This is a genomic window from Luteimonas abyssi (genome assembly GCF_001482195.1).
Taxonomy (GTDB): Bacteria; Pseudomonadota; Gammaproteobacteria; order Xanthomonadales; family Xanthomonadaceae; genus Luteimonas; species Luteimonas abyssi.
The window spans coordinates 73,623-91,083 of the sequence record NZ_KQ759763.1; the positions used below are offsets into that span (position 1 = coordinate 73,623).

The following is a 17,461-nucleotide window of genomic DNA, read 5'->3' on the forward strand; positions in this document are numbered from 1 at the left end:
CGCGACCGGTACCGTCGGCAACGTCGTGGCCGCGAGCAATCCGCCCGGCGGCAACGACCCCGACCCGGTGTGCACGACCTGCACGACCGGGCACGAGGTGGTGGCCACCGCGATCACCGTGGCGAAGACATCCGACCCGGCTCCGGGCGGTGAGGTGTCGCCTGGCGACACACTGACCTACACGCTGACGGTGACGGTCGCCAATGCCGCCACCACCGAGGCGCTGACCCTGGTCGACACCCTGGGCGTGGGCCTGACCTTCGGCGCGGTGACCGACGCGGGCGCGTTCGCCTGCGCCGGTGCGCTGACGTGCACGCTGCCGGCGGGCACGCTGCCGGGCACCTATGCGCTGGCCTACACCGCGACCGTCGATGCCGACGCGACCGGTACCGTCGGCAACGTCGTGGTCGCGAGCCATCCGTCCGGCGGCAACGACCCCGACCCGGTGTGCGCCACCTGCGCAACCGAGCACCCGGTGGCCGCACCGGTGATCGCGGTGATCAAGTCGGCCGAACCGGGCGACGGCGCCGAGGTGCGCGCGGGCGACACCCTCGTCTACACCCTGACCGCGACGGTGTCCCACTCGGCCACGCTCGACACGCTGACCCTGGTCGACACCCTGGGCGCGGGCCTGACGTTCGGCGCGGTCACCGACGCGGGCGCCTTCGCCTGCACCGGCACGCTGACCTGCACGCTGCCTGCCGGCACGCTGCCGGGGACCTACACGCTGACCTACACCGCGACCGTCGATGCCGGCGCCACCGGCGTGGTGGGCAACGCGGTGACCGCCAGCGGGGGCACCGGCGACGGCGGCCCGCCGCCCGAGTGCGCCGTGTGCGCCACCGAGCACCCGCTGGTCGAACCGCGGGTGACGATCGCCAAGCACGCCACCCCGGGCGACGGCCAGGAGGTGCGGGTCGGCGACACCATCGAGTACACGCTCACCGTCGCCGTCGAGAACTCCGCCACGCGCGCCGACGTGCGGTTGATCGACACCCCCGGGCACGGCCTGGCGGTGGGCGCGCTCCCCGCCGGCTGCATCGGCGACGGCGCCACCGTGACCTGCGTGCTGCCCGCCGGCGCCGTGCCGGGCGCGCACACCTTCGTCTATCCGGCGACGGTGACGGCCGATGCGACCGGCGTGGTGGACAACGTCGTGCTGGGCAACTACGTAGGCGACGGCGGCGGTCCGGCACCGGAGTGCACGGTCTGCCAGACCCGTCACGAGGTGGCCGACGCGGCGCTGCTGCGCATCGTCAAGACGGTGGGCGCGCGTACCGCGACGGTCGGCGACCTGGTGCGCTACACGCTCACGGTCGAGAACGTCGGCGCGGTGAACGTCGTCGACGGCATCGTCGTCGACACGCCGCCCGCGGGCTTCAGCTACGTCGAGGGCTCGATGGCGGTCGCCGACCGCGACGGCGCCTTCACCCTGGACGGTCTGCACCCGCTGCGCATCGGCGGCCTCGACATCGCCGCCGGCGAGCAGGCGACCATCGTCTACCTGCTGCGCGTGGGCGCCGGTGTGCGCGCGGGCGTGCACGTCAACGAGGCGGTCGCGGTGAACGCCGCGGGCGAGCGGGTCTCCAACGTCGCCACCGCGCAGGTGGCGCTGGACGCCGATCCGCTGCTCGACGACAGCCTGGTGTTCGGCACGGTCTTCGACGACCGCGACGGCGACGGTTGGCAGGACCGTGCGGATCTGTCGGGCGTGCGCGTACAGGGCGGGTTCGCGCCCGGCGCCTATGTCGCCGGTTCCACCACGATCGACCGCGGCGACGGCCCGCAGCCGCTCGCCGATGCCAGCGCTCCGCTGCTGCACGGCATCGAGGTCGGCGCGATCCCCGCGCGGCAGTCGGTGGCCGATCCGATCGACGCACACCGGGTGACGATCCGCCAGCGCCTGCACACGCTCGATTTCACCGGCGACTTCGTGCTCGCCAGTGCGCAGGGCGTCACCGTACGCATGACGCCCGACGGCTCGACCCGCGTGGAGCGCGACGGCGAGGCGGCCAAGGGCCTCAACGCCGCCGAGCCGGTGGTGACGCGCAGCGTGGCGGCGGTGGAGGGCGGCTACGAGGTGGCCTACGCCATCGCCAACCACGGCATCGACGAGCGCGGCATCCCCGGCGTGCGCATCGCCTCGGTGGAGGGCCTGCTGATCGAGACCGACCAGTACGGTCGCTACCACCTGGCCGACGTGCACGGCGGCGAACGGCACCACGGCCGCAACTTCATCCTCAAGGTCGATCCGGCCACGCTGCCGCCGGGCGCCGAGCTCACCACGGCGAATCCGCTGGTGCGGCGGATCACCCCCGGCCTGCCGGTGCGCTTCGACTTCGGCGTGCGCCTGCCGGTGGAGGCGATCCCGGGCGGCGAACAGCGGATCGAGCTGGAGCTGGGCGAGGTGTTGTTCGCCCCCGACAGCGCCGAGGTCCGCGAGGCGTGGTTGCCGGCGATCGAGCGCATGGCCGAACAGGTGGCGCGTCACGACGGCGGCGAGGTGGCGATCGCCGCCGACGGCGGCAGCGAGGCGCTCGCCTTCGCCCGTGCGGCGGCGGTGCGCGATGCGCTGCAGGCGCGGCTCGGGCCGGAGGCGCAGGCGGGCTTGCGCGTGGGGTTGCGCACCCGCGTGGAGGATCCGCACGCCCTGGTCGCGGGCGTGGACGCCGGTGGCGCGCTGCTGGGCACGGTGCTGTTCGACACCGATCGCGCCGAGATCCGGCCGGAGTTCGCGGGCCTGCTCGATGCGGTGGCGCAGCGGCTCGAGGGGCTGGGCGGCGGCGTGGTGGCAGTGGTCGGGCATACCGACGCCCGCGGCTCGCACGCCTACAACGCCGCGCTCGGCCTGCGCCGTGCCACCGCGGTGCAGCAGGCCCTGGCGGCGCGACTGAGCGCGGAGACGAGAGGCCGGGTGCGCGTGGAGTCCAGTGGCGATCCGACGGTCGCGGTCGGTACGGAACGCGAGTGAGGGGGCGGGCCATGAACAAGAAGCGCATCATGAAGAAGACATTGCTCGACACCGCCTTGCTCGGCGTCCTGGCCGGCATGTGTACCACGGCCTCGGCGCAAGAGCCGCAGCCCGCGCACGTCGCCGATGCGGCGATCGACTGCGACGCCGGCGCCTGCAGCAGTGCCGGCGGCGACCTGCTGTTCCGCGTGCGCACGCGCAGCTACGACCAGCCGGCCAGCGTCGGCACCGGCGAGCATTCCTCCGCGCAGGCGTTGCAGCCCGACCGCCGGGTGTCGATCGCGCTGGCTGCGCCCGGGCGGGCCGAGGTGCGTGGCGCGTTCTCGGTGCAGCTGCCCGGCGGCGGTGTGGTCTGGGCGACCGAGGATCCCAGCCTCGGCGTGCCGGAGCTGACCGTGTCCGCGCCGGCACTGGTCGCCTTCGACGGCGGGCGCATCGTCGAGCCGGTGGCGTTCTTCGTGCGCAGCAACTACGTCGCCTTCGTCGAGCGCTACGAACTCACCCTCTACCGCGGCACCGACGGCGACCTGATCGACCCGCTGGCGCGGCTGGCGCTGCCCGTGGAGGCGGTCTCGCAGAGCGCGTGGGACGGCGCGCTGCCCGCCGGCCTGCGCCTGCGCGCCGGCGACGAGCTGGTCTACGTGCTGCGCGCGTACGATGCCGCCGGCCGCTTCGACGAGACCGCGCCGCGCACGCTGCAACTGGTGCGGCCGGACGAGGCCGAGCGCGGCGTGCAGCGGGTGCGCGAGGGTGCCGAGCGTTCGCTGGGCACCGCGCTCGGTGCCGAGCAGGCGCAGCGCCAGGCGCTGATCGACGATGTGTTCGCCGGCAACGGCCTGCGCCAGCAGAACATCCCGATCTACGGCTCGCGCGTGCGCGTGCAGGGCCGCAACCTGCCCGACGGCCACGGCCTGCGCATCAACGGTTCGCGTTATCCGGTGGATCTGGAGCGCAAGTTCGTCGCCGAGTACCTGATGCCGATCGGCCGCCATCGCTTCGAGATCGCGCTGGACGGGCCCGAGGGCAGCCGCCCGCTGCAACGCGCGCTCGACGTGGACGTCAGCGGTCGCTACTTCTTCGGCGTCGGCCTGGCCGACGTGACCGTCTACGAGAACCGGGCCAGCGGGCCGGGCCGCTCGCTCGCGCTGGCCGGGCGCGAGGACGACATCCTCAGCGACGGGCGCCTGGCGTTCTATCTGAAGGCGAAGACGCAGGGCAAGTACCTGATCACCGCCCAGGCCGATACCCAGAACCGACCGCTGGGCGATCTGTTCGACGGCTTCACGTCCGCCGATCCGCAGGACGTCTTCCGCCGTCTCGATCCGGATCTGTACTACCCGACCTACGGCGACGACTCCAGCACCTGGCGCGACGTCGACACCATGGGCCGCTTCTACCTGCGTGCCGAGTGGGACAAGAACGAGGCCCTGTGGGGCAACTTCGGCACCGGGCTGACCGGCACCGAGTACGGCCAGTACGTGCGCTCGCTGTACGGTGCGGCGCTCAACTGGCGCTCGCGCGGCATCAACGCCTGGGGCGACCCGGCCACGCAACTGCGCGTGTTCGCGTCCGAGGCGCAGACCGCGCCAGGCCACAGCGAGTTCATCGGCACCGGCGGCAGTCTGTACTACCTGCGCCACACCGACGTGCTGCCCGGCTCCGACCAGGTGGTGCTGGAGGTGCGCGACCGCACCACCGGCCGCGTCGAGCAGCGCATCGCCCTGCTGCGCGGTGCCGACTACGAGATCGACGAGCTGCAGGGCCGCATCCTGCTGACCCGCGCGCTGGCGCAGATCACCCGCCAGAACATGCCCACGCTGACCCGCGACGCGCCGCTGGACGGCCTGGAGCAGCGCCTGATCGTGGACTACGAATGGGTGCCCAATGACTTCGACGCCGACGAGATCGCCGCCGGCGTGCGCGGCAAGCACTGGTTCGGCGACCACCTCGGCGTGGGCCTGACCCGGGTCGAGGAGAACCGCGCCGGCGAGGACTACGTGCTGACCTCGGCCGACATCACCCTGCAGGCCGGCAAGGGCACGTACCTGAAGCTCGAGCACAGCCGCACCGAGGCCACCAGCGCGCCGGTGTTCTTCTCCGACAACGGCGGCCTGAGCTTCACCCGCCTCAATCCCGGTGGCCCGCGCGAGGGCGAGGCCACCGCGGTCGAGGCGCGCGCCAACTTCCAGGAACTGGGCTGGACCGCGCAGCCGTGGAGCGCGGGCGCGTGGTGGCGACAGGTGGACGCCGGCTATTCCATCTCGCGCTTCGACACCGGCGCCGACATCGAGGAGTACGGCGCCGAGGTGCTGGGCCAGTTCACCGACGATGTCGGCACCTACGCCCGCTACAGCCGCGCCGAGCGCGGCGCCGATGCGCTGACCCAGTTGCAGGCGAACGCCGAATGGCGCATCGGCGACCTCGATGCGCTCGCCTTCGAGCTGCGCCGGGTGGAGGAACAGCGCGGATCGCTCGACGCCGCCGGTCTGCTGGGCGCGCTGCGCTACACCCGCCGCTTCGGCACCGCGCTCGACCTGTACGGCGTCGCCCAGGCGACCCTGGACGACGACGGCGGCCGCTACGCCGACAACGACGCGGTCACCCTCGGCGGCCGCTACCATTTCGCCAACCTGTCCACGGCCGGCGCCGAGCTGACCACCGGCGATCGCGGCGACGCCGCGCGCGTGGACGCCGAGTACCGGTTGTCGCCGCAGCACAGCCTCTACGCCGCGCACACCTATTCCACCGACCGCAGCGACTACGACCCGCTGTTCAACCCCAACGCGCAGAACGGCTGGACGCTGGGCCAGCGCTGGCGGCTGTCGGACCAGGTCAACCTGTTCAACGAGAGCCAGTTCCTCAAGAGCCGTCGCGAGAGCGGTCTGGCCCACACCTACGGCATGGACTTCTACCCCGCCTACGGCTGGAATCTGGGCGTGACCCTGAGCGACGGCGAGCTGACGCGGCGCGACGGCGGCCAGGTGGACCGGCGTGCGGTCAGCGTCAGCGGCGGGCGCACCTCCGGCGACACCAGCTGGCAGAGCAAGCTGGAGTGGCGCGAGGACAGCGGCGCCGAGCGCGTCACTCAATGGGTCAGCACCCACCGCCTGACCCACAAGCTCAACGAGAGCTGGCGCCTGGCCGCGCGCTTCAACTACGCCGATACCCAGGACGACCTGAACCCGGCCGCCGGCGCCAAGTTCATCGAGGGCAACCTCGGCTTCGCCTACCGCCCCTGGAACAGCAGCCGCTGGGGCCTGTTCGGTCGCTACACGCATCTCTACGACCTCGCCACGCTGGGCCAGGTGGGCGGCGCCGAATACGACCAGCGGACCCAGGTCCTGTCGTTCGAGGGCGTCTACCGGCTGGACCAGCAGTGGGAGTTCGCGGGCAAGCTGGCGCGGCGCGAAGGCGATGTGCGCTTCGGCCGCGGTACCGGGGCCTGGTTCGATTCGTCGACCACGTTCGCCGCCGGCCAGGTCCGCTACGCGCTGGCGCAGCGCTGGTACGCCATGGCCGAACACCGCTGGCTGGACGTGCGCGACGGCGGTACCCGGCGCGGCTGGATGGCCGGCGTGGACCGCGACATCGGCCGCCACGTGCGCATCGGCGCCGGCTACAACTTCACCGACTTCAGCGACGACCTCACCGACTTCGACTACGACCACAAGGGCTGGTTCGTCAATTTCGTGGGCAGCTACTGACGCCCGGCGCCACGCGCGCCCCGCACCGGATACGCAAGGGTTCGAACATGAAAGATCGCCACACCGCCGCTGCCCGCCAACCTGGCCTCCTGCCGGTCACCGCCCTGGTCGCCGCCCTGGCCGCCTTCGTCGCGCCCGGCGCCTCGGCCCAGGTCGGCGTGAGCGCGATCCAGCGCAGCTTCATCAACCTCAGCTTCGAGGAGCCGAACCTGCAGACCACCGGCTGCCGGGTCTACATCGACCAGCAGTTCGTGCCGGGGTGGACGACCGACCACCAACCCTACGCGCAGGAGAACGTCGGCGGCTGCGTGGTCCCGCCGGGCTTCAGCACGGCCAGCGCCCCCATCCTCGAGCTGTGGCGCACGCCGCGCACCAACGCAGGGCTGACCGTCAACGCGCGCAGCGGTTCGCAACTGGCCGAACTGAACGCGCATTTCCTCTCGCGCATCTCGCAGAACGTCTGTCTGGTGCCCGGTGACGTCGTGGAATGGCGCTTCAGCCATCGCGGCCGGGCCAGCGCCGCCGATCAGGACCGGATGCGCTTCCTGCTGGGCACCGCGCCGATCGTGCAGGTGGGCACCACCAACACGGGCAGCGGCGGCGTCATCACCGTCTTCCAGGGCAGCGCCACGTCCGCGGCCGGGCCCGACGGCTGGCGCGACTACCAAGGCGTGTTCGGCTACAACGGCGCCGGCGGCGTGACCAACATCGGCTTCGAGGCGCTGTCGGGTGCGGCCACCACGGGCAACTTCCTCGACGATATCCAGGTCTTCCTCAAGCCGTTCATCGAGCTCACCGGCACCGCATTCGAGACGGTGGAGGGCACCCCGGCCGGCGCGCCGGCGCTGCGCATCGTCGGCACCCTGGCCAACGACCTCAACATCGACGTCGCCGTCACCGGCGGCACCGCGGTGCTGGGGACCGATTTCACCACGCCGGGCGGCGGTACCAGTTTCAGCGTGTTCGTGGCCGCGGGCACCTACGACGGCGACACCGTGGAACCGTTGGGGCTGGTGGCGCTGGGCAACGCGCTCATCGACGGCGATCGCACGGTGGAGCTGAGCCTGCAGCCCAGCCCGGACGATTACCTGCTCAACTCCACCCAGACTTGCGGCGCGGCGGCGGTCGCCCAGGCGACCTGGACCCTGATCGACGACGATCTCGATCTGGCGATCGAGAAGACCGCTTCGACCGCCACGGCGGCGGTCGGCGACAGCGTGGGCTACACCCTGCGCGTCGAGCACCTGGACGGCGTCGATGGCAGCGGGGCGGTGGTGCGCGACCCCGCGGTGGACGGTCTGGACTGCAGTGCGGCGACGCTGTCGTGCAGCGCCAGCGGCGGCGCGGTGTGCCCGGCCTCGCCGACCATCGGCGCGCTGCAGGGCGCGGGACTGGTGGTGCCGACGCTACCGGCCGGCGGCGCGCTCGAGATCGGCTACAGCTGCGTGGTGGGCGCGACGCCCTGATCCGGTCTCCGGCCCCGACGATGGCGGACCCCAGCGCGAGCGCATGGGGTCCGGGACGTCTCCGCCAGCCGGACGTGTAAGGCAGGCGGTCCGGGCGGGCGCCGCCGCGCCGCCTCGCTCAGGGCGCCGCGCAGGTGGAGCCCTCGTGGAGTGCCGCGAGCCGCGCATACTCGGCCTGCCGGTCGCGCGCGTCGACACCGCGCGGCGCCATCTTCCAGCGGAACTCCGCCTCCTGGACCCGGGTGGACCAGGCCCGGCACAGCACGTCGCCGGGCACCGGCTCGCAGACGTCCACGACCTGCTCGCAGGCCTGGCCCGCGCCCAGTTCGGGCAGCCCGCCGATGCCCACCGTGTTCAACGGCCGGCAGCGCGTGGCCGGGGTGTCGTCTTCGGTGGTGTAGTGCTCGCCGTCCCAGCGGCGACATTGGAACAACGGCGGCGGCGGCGCGGGTTCGCTTGCGCTGTCCGCGGCCGCGTCGTGTCCGTCACCGGCACCGTCGTCCACACGCGTGACCGGATGCACCTGCAGCGGCCGGGCCTGGGCGACGGGCGGCGGCACGAAGGCCGGAAACGGCGGTGGCACGTCGACGGCGATGGTGTCCTGCCGTTGTCCGCTGGCGCAGGGCTGCGCGTTCTGCAGGGTGACCGTGCCGTCCGCGTCGGTGCACCGGTAGATGGTGTCGCCCGCGTGGACGGACGACACCGTCCAGATCAGCGCCACCAGGCCGATGCGGCCGGCGACGCGTGTTCTCGTGCTCATCAAGTCGCGCCCATCAGGTCGTGCCCGTCAAATCTCGCAGTCCTCGGCCAGCCGCGCATTGAGCGTGCGCTCCTCGCCGCGCAACCGGCTGCGTTCGCTTTCCTGCGCATTGAAGAACCGGCGGCGAAGGGTATCGCGACGATCGCTCAGGCGCGAACAGACCTCGGCTTGCGGCAATGGCGAACAGCTGTCCTGGATCCAGGTGCCGCCGCCATACCCATACCCGTAGCCGGGTGGGGGGCCGTGGCCAGGACCGGGGCTGGGCCTGGACGGTATCGAAACCGGTGGCGGCGTGCCGGGGCCGCCCACCGGCACCGTACTCAGGCCGCGGCTGGGCACGGTGCTCAACCCGGCACCGGGCACGGTGCTCAGACCGCTCGACGGCGCGCGCGTGTCGCCGCGTGTGCCGATGCCCGGCGGGCGTGCAGGCCCGCGGCGTGGCCCGCCGCCGGTCCAGAACGGCACGAAGCGTGGATTGCCGTCGCCACGATCGCTGGTGTAACGCTCGCCGTCGGGCGTGATGCATTCGTACATGGGTTGCGGCGCGTGGACCCGGACCACCTGCGGTGGCGGCGTGGCGTCCACCACGGGGGCCGGTACGGAAACCGCGGGATCGGCGGCGCGCGGCGGTGGATCCTGCGGGCGCTGCAGCGTCCGGACCTCCTGCCGTGCGCCGTCGGCGCACGGGGTGTCCTGCAGGGTCACCGCGCCGCCTGCCGCGGTGCAGCGGTACACCGTCACATCCGCGTGGGCGGTGGCGGGAACCGCGAGTCCCGTGGCGGCGAGAGCGAGTCCCATCGCGAGTGCCGTCGAGGCACGTCCTGCCGAGAGCGATCGAAAGGCGTCCATGGCCGCATCATGCGCGAGCCGGCGGGGCCGGGGAAAGCGGGCCCGCCGGTGGCGTTCAGCGGGCTCCCAAGGCTCAGCCCAGCGCCGTCAGCCAGTCGCGCGGGGTCAGGTAGGCCGCCAAGCGGGACTCGGCGCTGGCCGGCTCGGGTGCGTACCCGTACTCCCAGCGCACCAACGGCGGCAGGCTCATCAGAATGGATTCGCTGCGTCCGCCCGATTGCAGGCCGAACAGCGTGCCGCGATCCCAGACCAGGTTGAACTCGACGTAGCGTCCCCGCCGGTACAGCTGGAAGTCGCGTTCGCGCTCGCCATACGGGGTGTCCCGGCGGCGCGCGACGATGGGCAGGTAGGCATCGAGAAACCCGTCGCCGACCGCGCGCAGGTAGCCGAAGTCGCGGTCGAAATCGTCGTGGAGATCGTCGAAGAACAGGCCGCCGACACCGCGTGTCTCGCCGCGATGCTTGAGGAAGAAGTAGTCGTCGCACCAGCGTTTGTGGGCGTCGTAGCGCGCCTGCCCGCCGTAGGGCTCGCACAGCGCACGCGCGGTGCGATGCCAGTGGGCGATGTCCTCGTCGACCGGGTAGAACGGTGTGAGGTCGAAACCACCGCCGAACCACCAGGCCACGGTCTCGCCGTCGCGCTGGGCGCGGAAATGGCGCACGTTCGCGTGTGTGGTCGGCAGGTGGGGATTGCGCGGATGGAACACCAGAGACACTCCGACCGCGCGCCACGAGGCGCCCGCCAGTTCCGGTCGCGCGGCGGTGGCGGATGGCGGCAGGTGGGTGCCGGAGACGTCGGAGAAGCCGATCCCGGCCTGTTCGAACACCGCGCCGTCGCGCAGCACGCGGGTGCGGCCGCCACCGCCCTCCTCGCGTTGCCAGAGGTCCTCATGGAACCGCGCCTGCCCATCCGCGGCTTCGATTGCGGTGCAGATGCGGTCCTGGAGGTCGGTGAGATAACTGCGTACGGGGGCCAGCTCGTTCATGCCGCCATTGTAGAAGCGTGCGTGTCCTCCGTATGCGGACCATTCGTCCCACCCTGGCGCCGTTACCGCGCTCCCGCTTCCGCGCGGGTCGCAGTGTCCCATCGCCGCCATCGACGGTTGATGGAACGCTAACGACGCATTAGCGGAATCCCAACATCTGCGACGCCATCTTGAGACCGTCGCATTCAAGGGGGGATCGCCTGATGACCAAGCCCATGACACCCATCTCCGACACGCCGAGTGCCGCCCCGTTTCCTCTGCTCGACGACATCGTCGTGCTGGCCGACGCCGCCATGCGCGCGGGCGAACCCGCGCAGATCGTCCAGCGCCTGGTCGACGGTCTCCGTGGCCTGCTGGCCGACCGCAGTGACGCCGTGCCCGGATGGTTGCTGGCCGGGACGCCGGGAGGCTATGTGCGCCGGGAGCTGCATCGCTCGTCGAGCGGGTACCAGATCGTCGCGATCACCTGGCCGCCCGGGCAGGGCAGCCCGGTGCACGATCACGCCGATACCTGGGGCATCGAAGCGCTGTTGCGCGGACGTCTGGAAGTGGTGGATTACCGGGTCGTCGCCCAGCACCGGGCCCTGGCCGAGTTGCGTCCGGCCGCGAGCCACACGCTGGAGCCGGGGACCGTGCTGGGCCTGTTGCCGCCGCACGACCTGCATGCCTGCCGGAATGCCAGCGCCCGGGAAACCGCAGTGACGCTGCATATCTACGGACGGGCGCTGGAGACGGTCAAGCGTTACACCGAGGTGGGCGACGGCCTGTATCGGCCGCAGCGGATCCAGCTGGCGGTGGTGGACTGACCTCGGAAACATCGTTCTCCCGCACACGGGAGGGGGCATCGGTGCCGGGCGGGCGTCGGCTAGATGCGCTCTCTCGTCCTTCTCCCGCTTGCGGGAGAAGGTGCCCGAAGGGCGGGTGAGGGTGTTTTTCAATGCCTACAGCCTATCTCCCTCACCCCAATCCCCGCTCCGCGCCCCGGCCCTCGCGGTGCCGCGAGGGCGTTCATCGGCACGCGAGCCCATGGCTCGCAAGCGTGCCTCTTCACCCCGCGAGCGGGAGAGGGGCGATGGTGCTCCAGCATGTCGCGACCGGTTTCCCTTCTCCCGCTTGCGGGAGAAGGTGCCCCGAAGGGACGGATGAGGGTGTCTTTCGAGCGGGCGTCGGCTCGATGAGCGTTCGATGCTTGGTGTTTCTGCTGCTTCGGAGAGTTCGGGTTATTTGAGCGCCTTTTCGAACAGCTCGTAGATCCGCCGGTACTGGTCGTACCACGAGGCCGCATGCTGGTAGGCATGCCGCTCCAGCGGATAGCTGGCCAGTTCCCACTTGTCCTTGCGCAGTTCGATCAGGCGCTGCGCCAGCATCACCGAATCCTTGTAGAACACGTTGTCGTCGATCATGCCGTGCGAGATCAGCAGGTGGTCCTGCAGGTTCTGCGCGTATTCCATCGGCGACGAGATCCGGTACGCCTCGGGGTCGAGTTCGGGCGTGTTGAGGATGTTGGCGGTGTAGGGATGGTTGTACTGGGTCCAGTCGGTGACCGGGCGCAGCGCGGCGCCGGCCTTGAACACGCCGGGCTCGCGGAACAGCGCCATGAAGGTCATGAAGCCGCCGTAGCTGCCGCCGTAGATGCCGACGCGGTCGCGGGCGCCCTGGCGCTGCTCGACCAGCCAGTCGATGCCGTCGAGATAATCCTCCAGCTCCGGATGGCCCATCTGCCGGTAGATCGCGGTGCGCCAGTCGCGGCCGTAACCTTCGGACGCGCGGAAGTCGAGATCCAGGACGATGTAGCCCTGCTGCACGAGCATGTTGTGGAACATCTGCTCGCGGAAGTAGTTCGGATAGCGGTCGCTGACGTTCTGCAGGTAACCCGCGCCGTGCACGAACAGCACGATCGGATACTCGCGGCCGGGCTCCAGCTGTGCCGGGCCGTAGTACTTGCCCCAGATGGTGCCGGCGCCGTGCTTGGACGGCACCTGCACCATTTCCGGCTGCAGCCAGGTGTACTCGCGGTACTCGGCGGTGCGGGTGTCGGTGAGCGTGCGCGCCTCGCCGCCGGCCACGTCGATGACCGCCAGTTGCGGCGGCACGTAGCTCGACGAATGACGGACCAGCAGACGGCTGCCATCGGGTGATTCGTTGAAGTCCTCCACCCCGTCGAGCGCGGTGATCTCACGGACCTCGCCGCCGGCGGCGGGCACCTCGCAGACCTCGTAGTCGCCCGGACGCGCACGATTGCACACGAACAGGAAGCGGGCGCCGTCGGCGGCAAGGACCGGCGCGGACGCTTCCCAGCGGCCGTCGGTCAGCGCGCGGCTGCGATTGCCGTCGCTGATGTGCAGGTGCGAGTAGCCGCTGTGTTCGGACAGGAACCAGACGCTGCGGTTGTCGGGCATCCAGCCGAATTCGTTGAAGCCCCAGTTGATCCAGGCCTCGTCGGTGAGGCGGTGGCGCAGGCGCGGCGCGGTCTGGCCGGCATCGACCGTCACCAGCCAGCGATCCTTGTTGTCGACCGAGTGCAGCATCACCGCCGCCTGGCGGCCGTCGCCGCTCCACTGCATCGCGTCCGGGCCCTGGCCCTCGATACGCACCGGACGCGGACCCTGCAGCGGATCCTTGCCGGCGGCGCGACGCAGGTTGGCGAGCGGATCGCGATCGATGCCCGGCAGCCCGTCGAGCGCGAGCTTATGGGTCCGTCCCGTCGCCACCTCGACCATCCAGAACGTCTGCGGCAGCGGATCGTTGCGGCCCACGCGGGTGCGCACGTCCTCGAATTCCTCGTAGCCGGACTCGGTGACGTACTTGGGCATGCGGCCGCCCTGGCCGCGCTCGGCGCTCTTGGCTTCGGTGACCGCCAGCAGCCAGCGGCCATCGGGCGACAGCGCGCTGGCGGCGATGTTCACGTCGCGACCGAGGAAGATCGGCGCGGGCGCGCGGGTGGGGTCGGCGCGTCGCCACGCGGTGTCCTGTTCGCGCTGGCCGTCGCGGCGGTCGCGCTCCACCCGCAGGGTGTCGATCAGGCGCAGCTGCAGATCGCGCAGGGCATCGTCGCGCGGCGGCTCGGCCGGGTCGGCCTCGCCCTTGAGCGTGATCGCCGTGGTCACCCCGTCGCCTGCGTTCCAGCGGAACCAGCGGTCGTTGCCGATGCGCCAGACCAGCGAGCCGTCGTCGCCCCAGCGCGGCGAGGCGGAGCGCTCGTCGCCGCGCCCGAGCTGGGTCAGCGCGCCATTGCGCAGGTCGCGGACGAACACGTCGCCGTTGCGCACGTAGGCCATGCGGGTGCGGCCGCGGTCGTAGACCGCCTGCAGGCCGTCGATGTCGGCACGGGAAGGGCCGTCGAGCAGGCGGCTCTCGCCGCCGGCCACCGGCACCGTCCAGGTATCGCGCACGCTGCTGTCGGCACGCTTGATCGAATAGAACGCGCGCTGGCCGTCCCAGGACCACCACGCCTGTTCCACCGGCGGCCCGATCCAGTCGGGGTCGGCCATGATGCGGTCGAGGGAAAGGGATTGCGCGGGCTGCGCGAGCACGGGCGCGGCGGCGGCCGCGCCGATCAGGAGAGCGACGGAGAGCAGGCGGATCATGGGAGTCCTGGGACGGGCAAACCGCCGCAGGTTAGCAGCCGGTTCCGCGCCGGGGCTTGGGCCACAGGTCATGGCCGGGCGGGGGCAGGTGCGGACTGCGCCACAAAAGGACGGGGGCGCCGATGGCGCCCCCGTGTGTTACGTCCCTGTTCCCGGCAAACCGGATCGTCCGTGGGCGAATCATAACCAGACCGTAAACGTTAAAAAGTGACGCTTATCGCAATTCTTGTCAGTTTCTGACTATTAATGCACAGTTGTACACGTTTCCATGTCGCATTTCTGACAGGAAACGGCCCGTGGCTGTCCAGGCCCGACGGAAGTCCGACGCTGCGCGCCGGTGCCGACGCGTCCGAGCGGATCGCGAAGCGGAGAGGCGAAGAAGCGAGGGCGGGCGTGCGCTGCGACGTTCGGTCACGCGCCCTTGGCTGCGGACGGGCGCAGACTGCCGGTCCCGTCGTACTGGAGTGCCAGGCGTGGAGGCGCTGCTGCTGTCGCGGATCCAGTTCGGTTTCGTGATCTCGTTCCATGTGCTGTTTCCGGCCTTCACGATCGGGCTGTCGAGTTGGCTGGCGTTTCTCGAGTGGCGGTGGCTGCGCACCCGCGACACCCTCTGGCGCGACCTCTATTTCTTCTGGCTGAAGATCTTCGCGGTGTCGTTCGGCATGGGCGTGGTCTCGGGCATCGTCATGAGCTTCCAGTTCGGCACCAACTGGGCGGTGCTGGCCGAACGCGCCGGTCCGATCCTCGGCCCGCTGCTGTCCTATGAAGTGCTGACGGCGTTCTTCCTGGAGGCGTCGTTCCTGGGCGTGATGCTGTTCGGCTGGCGCAAGGTGCCGGAGAAACTCCATTTCCTGTCGACGTGCATGGTCGCCGTCGGCACGTTGATCTCGACGTTCTGGATCCTGTCGGCCAACAGCTGGCTGCATACGCCGGCCGGGTACGAGCTGGTCGACGGGATGTTCCATCCGGCCAGCTGGCGCGAGGTGATCTTCAATCCGTCGTTTCCCTACCGACTGGCGCACATGGCGCTGGCGGCGTTCATCACCACCTGTTTCGTGATCGGCGGGGTCGCGGCCTGGTATCTGCGCCGCGGCGTGCACGAGGAGGCGGCCCGGCGGATGCTGCGCCTGTCGGTCGCCTTCGCCGCGATCACCGTGCCGCTGCAGATCCTCGCGGGCGACCTGCACGGGCTCAACACACGCGAGCACCAGCCGACCAAGGTCGCGGCCATGGAAGGGCACTGGCATCACGGCGAGCCCGGCGCCGGCGTGCCGCTGGTGGTGTTCGCGGTGCCCGACGCGACGGCCGAGCGCAATCGCTACGAGGTCGCGATCCCGCGGCTGGGCAGCCTCATCCTCACCCACAGCTGGGACGGCGAGATCGAGCCGCTGACCGCGGTGCCGGCCGACGAGCGCCCGCCGGTGGCACCGGTGTTCTATGCGTTCCGGATCATGGTCGGCATCGGCATGTCGATGCTGGCGCTGACGTGGGTGTCGTTGTGGGCCTGGCGCCGCGGCTGGCTCGACCGCAGCCGCTGGCTGCTCGACGCCTGGCGGTTGATGGCGCCGAGCGGCTTCGTCGCCGTGCTGGCGGGCTGGTTCGTGGTCGAGATCGGGCGCCAGCCCTGGGCGATCCAGGGTCTGTTGCGGACCCGTGATGCCGTCAGTGAGATCGGTCCGCTGGCGGTGGCGGTCTCGCTGGGGACATTCGTCGTCACGTACGCGGTGGTGTTCGGCGCGGGCGGCGGTTACATCCTGAAGATGATCCGCAAGGGGCCGCAGCGCTTCGAGCCCGATCCCGATACCGGCGAGGGCGACCGCACCCCGATGCGGCCGCTGTCGGCGGCCGATCACGGCGAGACCGATGACGCCGAGGCGCAGGAGGCGTCGCTATGAATCTCGACCTGCCGACGGTGCTGCCGGTGATCTGGTTCGGTGTGATCGGCTTCGGCGTGCTGATGTACGTGCTGCTCGACGGCTTCGTGCTGGGGCTGGGCATCCTCGCGCCGTTCGCCGAGGACGGCGACCAGCTCGACCACATGATGAACACCGCCGCGCCGATCTGGGACGGCAACGAGACCTGGCTGGTGCTCGGCGGCGCCGGCCTGCTGGCGGCGTTTCCTGCGGCCTACGCGATCGTGCTGTCGTCGCTGTACCTGCCGGTACTGGTGATGTTGATCGCGCTGGTGTTCCGCGGGGTCGCGTTCGAATTCCGGTTCAAGGCGCGCCGCGCGAAGCGCTTCTGGGGCGGTGCCTTCGCGGTGGGTTCGTTCTTCGCCGCCTTCGCCCAGGGCGTGGTGCTCGGCGCGCTGGTCGAGGGCACGCCGTTGCAGGAAGGACGCTACCTGGGCGGTGCGCTGGACTGGTTCAGCCCGTTTTCGATGCTGACCGGCGCCGCGGTGGTGTTCGGCTATGCGCTGCTCGGCAGCACCTGGCTGATCCTCAAGACCGAGGGGCCGCTGCAGCGCACCGCCCGCCTGCTGACCCGGCCGCTGGTGCTGGTGGTGGTGGCGTTCATGGGGCTGGTCAGCACCTGGCTGCCGTTCCTGGATTCGCGGGTCATGGCGCGCTGGTTCGAGGGCGCCAATTTCCTCTGGCTGTCGCCGGTGCCGTTGCTGGTGCTGGTCAATGCCGTCGCCCTGTGGCGTTCGGCGATGCGCGAGGGACGCGACGTCGCGCCCTTCCTGCTCACGTTGTGCTTCTTCGTACTCGGTTTCGCCGGCCTGGTGCTGGGCATGTGGCCCAATATCGTGCCGCCTTCGCTGAGCCTGTGGGAGGCGGCATCGCCGCCGTCCTCGCAGGGTTTCGTGCTGGCGGGGCTGGTGGTGCTGCTGCCGCTGATCCTGGGCTATACGGCGTGGTCGTACCACGTGTTCCGGGGGAAGGTGCGGGCGGACGTGGGATATCACTGACGGCGCTCGGGGCCTGTGCGCGCGGTTCGGGCGGTGAGCATGGCGGGCGCCGGGCCCCGATGTGATGCTCGATGCCGGTGATCGGCCGGGCGCGCGAGGAGTCGTCTCGGAAAAAGCGGTGTCGCGGTGGGTTGCCGGTGCGGCGCGCGGCGGCGCGTTCTGAATCAGGGGTGATTCGGGATTCGTCTTGCGCGGTTTCACGGCGTTTGCTTTTCCCGCACAATCGTC

General features: G+C 70.8%; 10 protein-coding genes. 6 read left to right on the forward strand and 4 right to left on the reverse strand.

The features are described from left to right. The 3 genes from RG19_RS17860 to RG19_RS00275 all read left to right on the forward strand — a co-directional run. Window positions 1–2,971, forward strand: a 2,971-nt coding sequence (locus RG19_RS17860) for an OmpA family protein (protein WP_202905297.1), incomplete at its 5' end; no start/stop codon positions are given. Window positions 2,972–2,982: 11 nt separating this feature from the next. Continuing rightward, a complete protein-coding gene (locus RG19_RS00270) occupies window positions 2,983–6,675 on the forward strand; it encodes a TonB-dependent receptor (RefSeq protein WP_058833511.1) in 3,693 nt (1,230 codons plus the stop codon). Between the two features lie 47 nt (window positions 6,676–6,722). Next, window positions 6,723–8,141 carry a DUF11 domain-containing protein gene (locus RG19_RS00275; protein ID WP_058833512.1) on the forward strand — a complete coding sequence of 473 codons (1,419 nt, stop codon included), beginning with the start codon at window positions 6,723–6,725 and terminating at the stop codon, window positions 8,139–8,141. Window positions 8,142–8,259: 118 nt separating this feature from the next. Here RG19_RS00275 and RG19_RS00280 read toward each other — a convergent pair whose 3' ends face one another. The 3 genes from RG19_RS00280 to hemF all read right to left on the reverse strand — a co-directional run bounded on the left by RG19_RS00280 (window position 8,260) and on the right by hemF (window position 10,735). After that, window positions 8,260–8,901, reverse strand: a complete 642-nt coding sequence (locus tag RG19_RS00280; protein ID WP_058833513.1) for a DUF4124 domain-containing protein — start codon at window positions 8,899–8,901, stop codon at window positions 8,260–8,262. A gap of 27 nt (window positions 8,902–8,928) precedes the next feature. Further along, window positions 8,929–9,699: a DUF4124 domain-containing protein gene (locus RG19_RS00285; protein WP_058833514.1), complete on the reverse strand. Its 771-nt coding sequence runs from the start codon at window positions 9,697–9,699 to the stop codon at window positions 8,929–8,931. Window positions 9,700–9,823: 124 nt separating this feature from the next. After that, window positions 9,824–10,735, reverse strand: a complete 912-nt coding sequence (gene hemF / locus RG19_RS00290; RefSeq protein ID WP_058833515.1) for an oxygen-dependent coproporphyrinogen oxidase — start codon at window positions 10,733–10,735, stop codon at window positions 9,824–9,826. Between the two features lie 203 nt (window positions 10,736–10,938). On the opposite strand from hemF, the gene RG19_RS00295 reads away from it, so the two are divergent. Continuing rightward, window positions 10,939–11,541: a cysteine dioxygenase family protein gene (locus RG19_RS00295; RefSeq protein WP_058833516.1), complete on the forward strand. Its 603-nt coding sequence runs from the start codon at window positions 10,939–10,941 to the stop codon at window positions 11,539–11,541. 414 nt (window positions 11,542–11,955) lie between these two features. Here RG19_RS00295 and RG19_RS00300 read toward each other — a convergent pair whose 3' ends face one another. Continuing rightward, window positions 11,956–14,322, reverse strand: a complete 2,367-nt coding sequence (locus RG19_RS00300; protein ID WP_058833517.1) for a S9 family peptidase — start codon at window positions 14,320–14,322, stop codon at window positions 11,956–11,958. A 473-nt stretch (window positions 14,323–14,795) separates the two neighbouring features. On the opposite strand from RG19_RS00300, the gene RG19_RS00305 reads away from it, so the two are divergent. Both RG19_RS00305 and cydB read left to right on the forward strand, forming a co-directional pair. Continuing rightward, on the forward strand, window positions 14,796–16,217 hold the full coding sequence (locus RG19_RS00305; protein ID WP_058833518.1) for a cytochrome ubiquinol oxidase subunit I: 1,422 nt from the start codon (window positions 14,796–14,798) through the stop codon (window positions 16,215–16,217). Continuing rightward, window positions 16,214–17,233 (forward strand): cytochrome d ubiquinol oxidase subunit II, encoded by a 1,020-nt coding sequence (cydB, locus tag RG19_RS00310; RefSeq protein WP_058833519.1) that lies wholly within the window; start codon window positions 16,214–16,216, stop codon window positions 17,231–17,233. The genes RG19_RS00305 and cydB overlap by 4 nt, the downstream gene beginning before the upstream one ends. The last annotated feature ends 228 nt before the right edge of the window (window positions 17,234–17,461 follow it).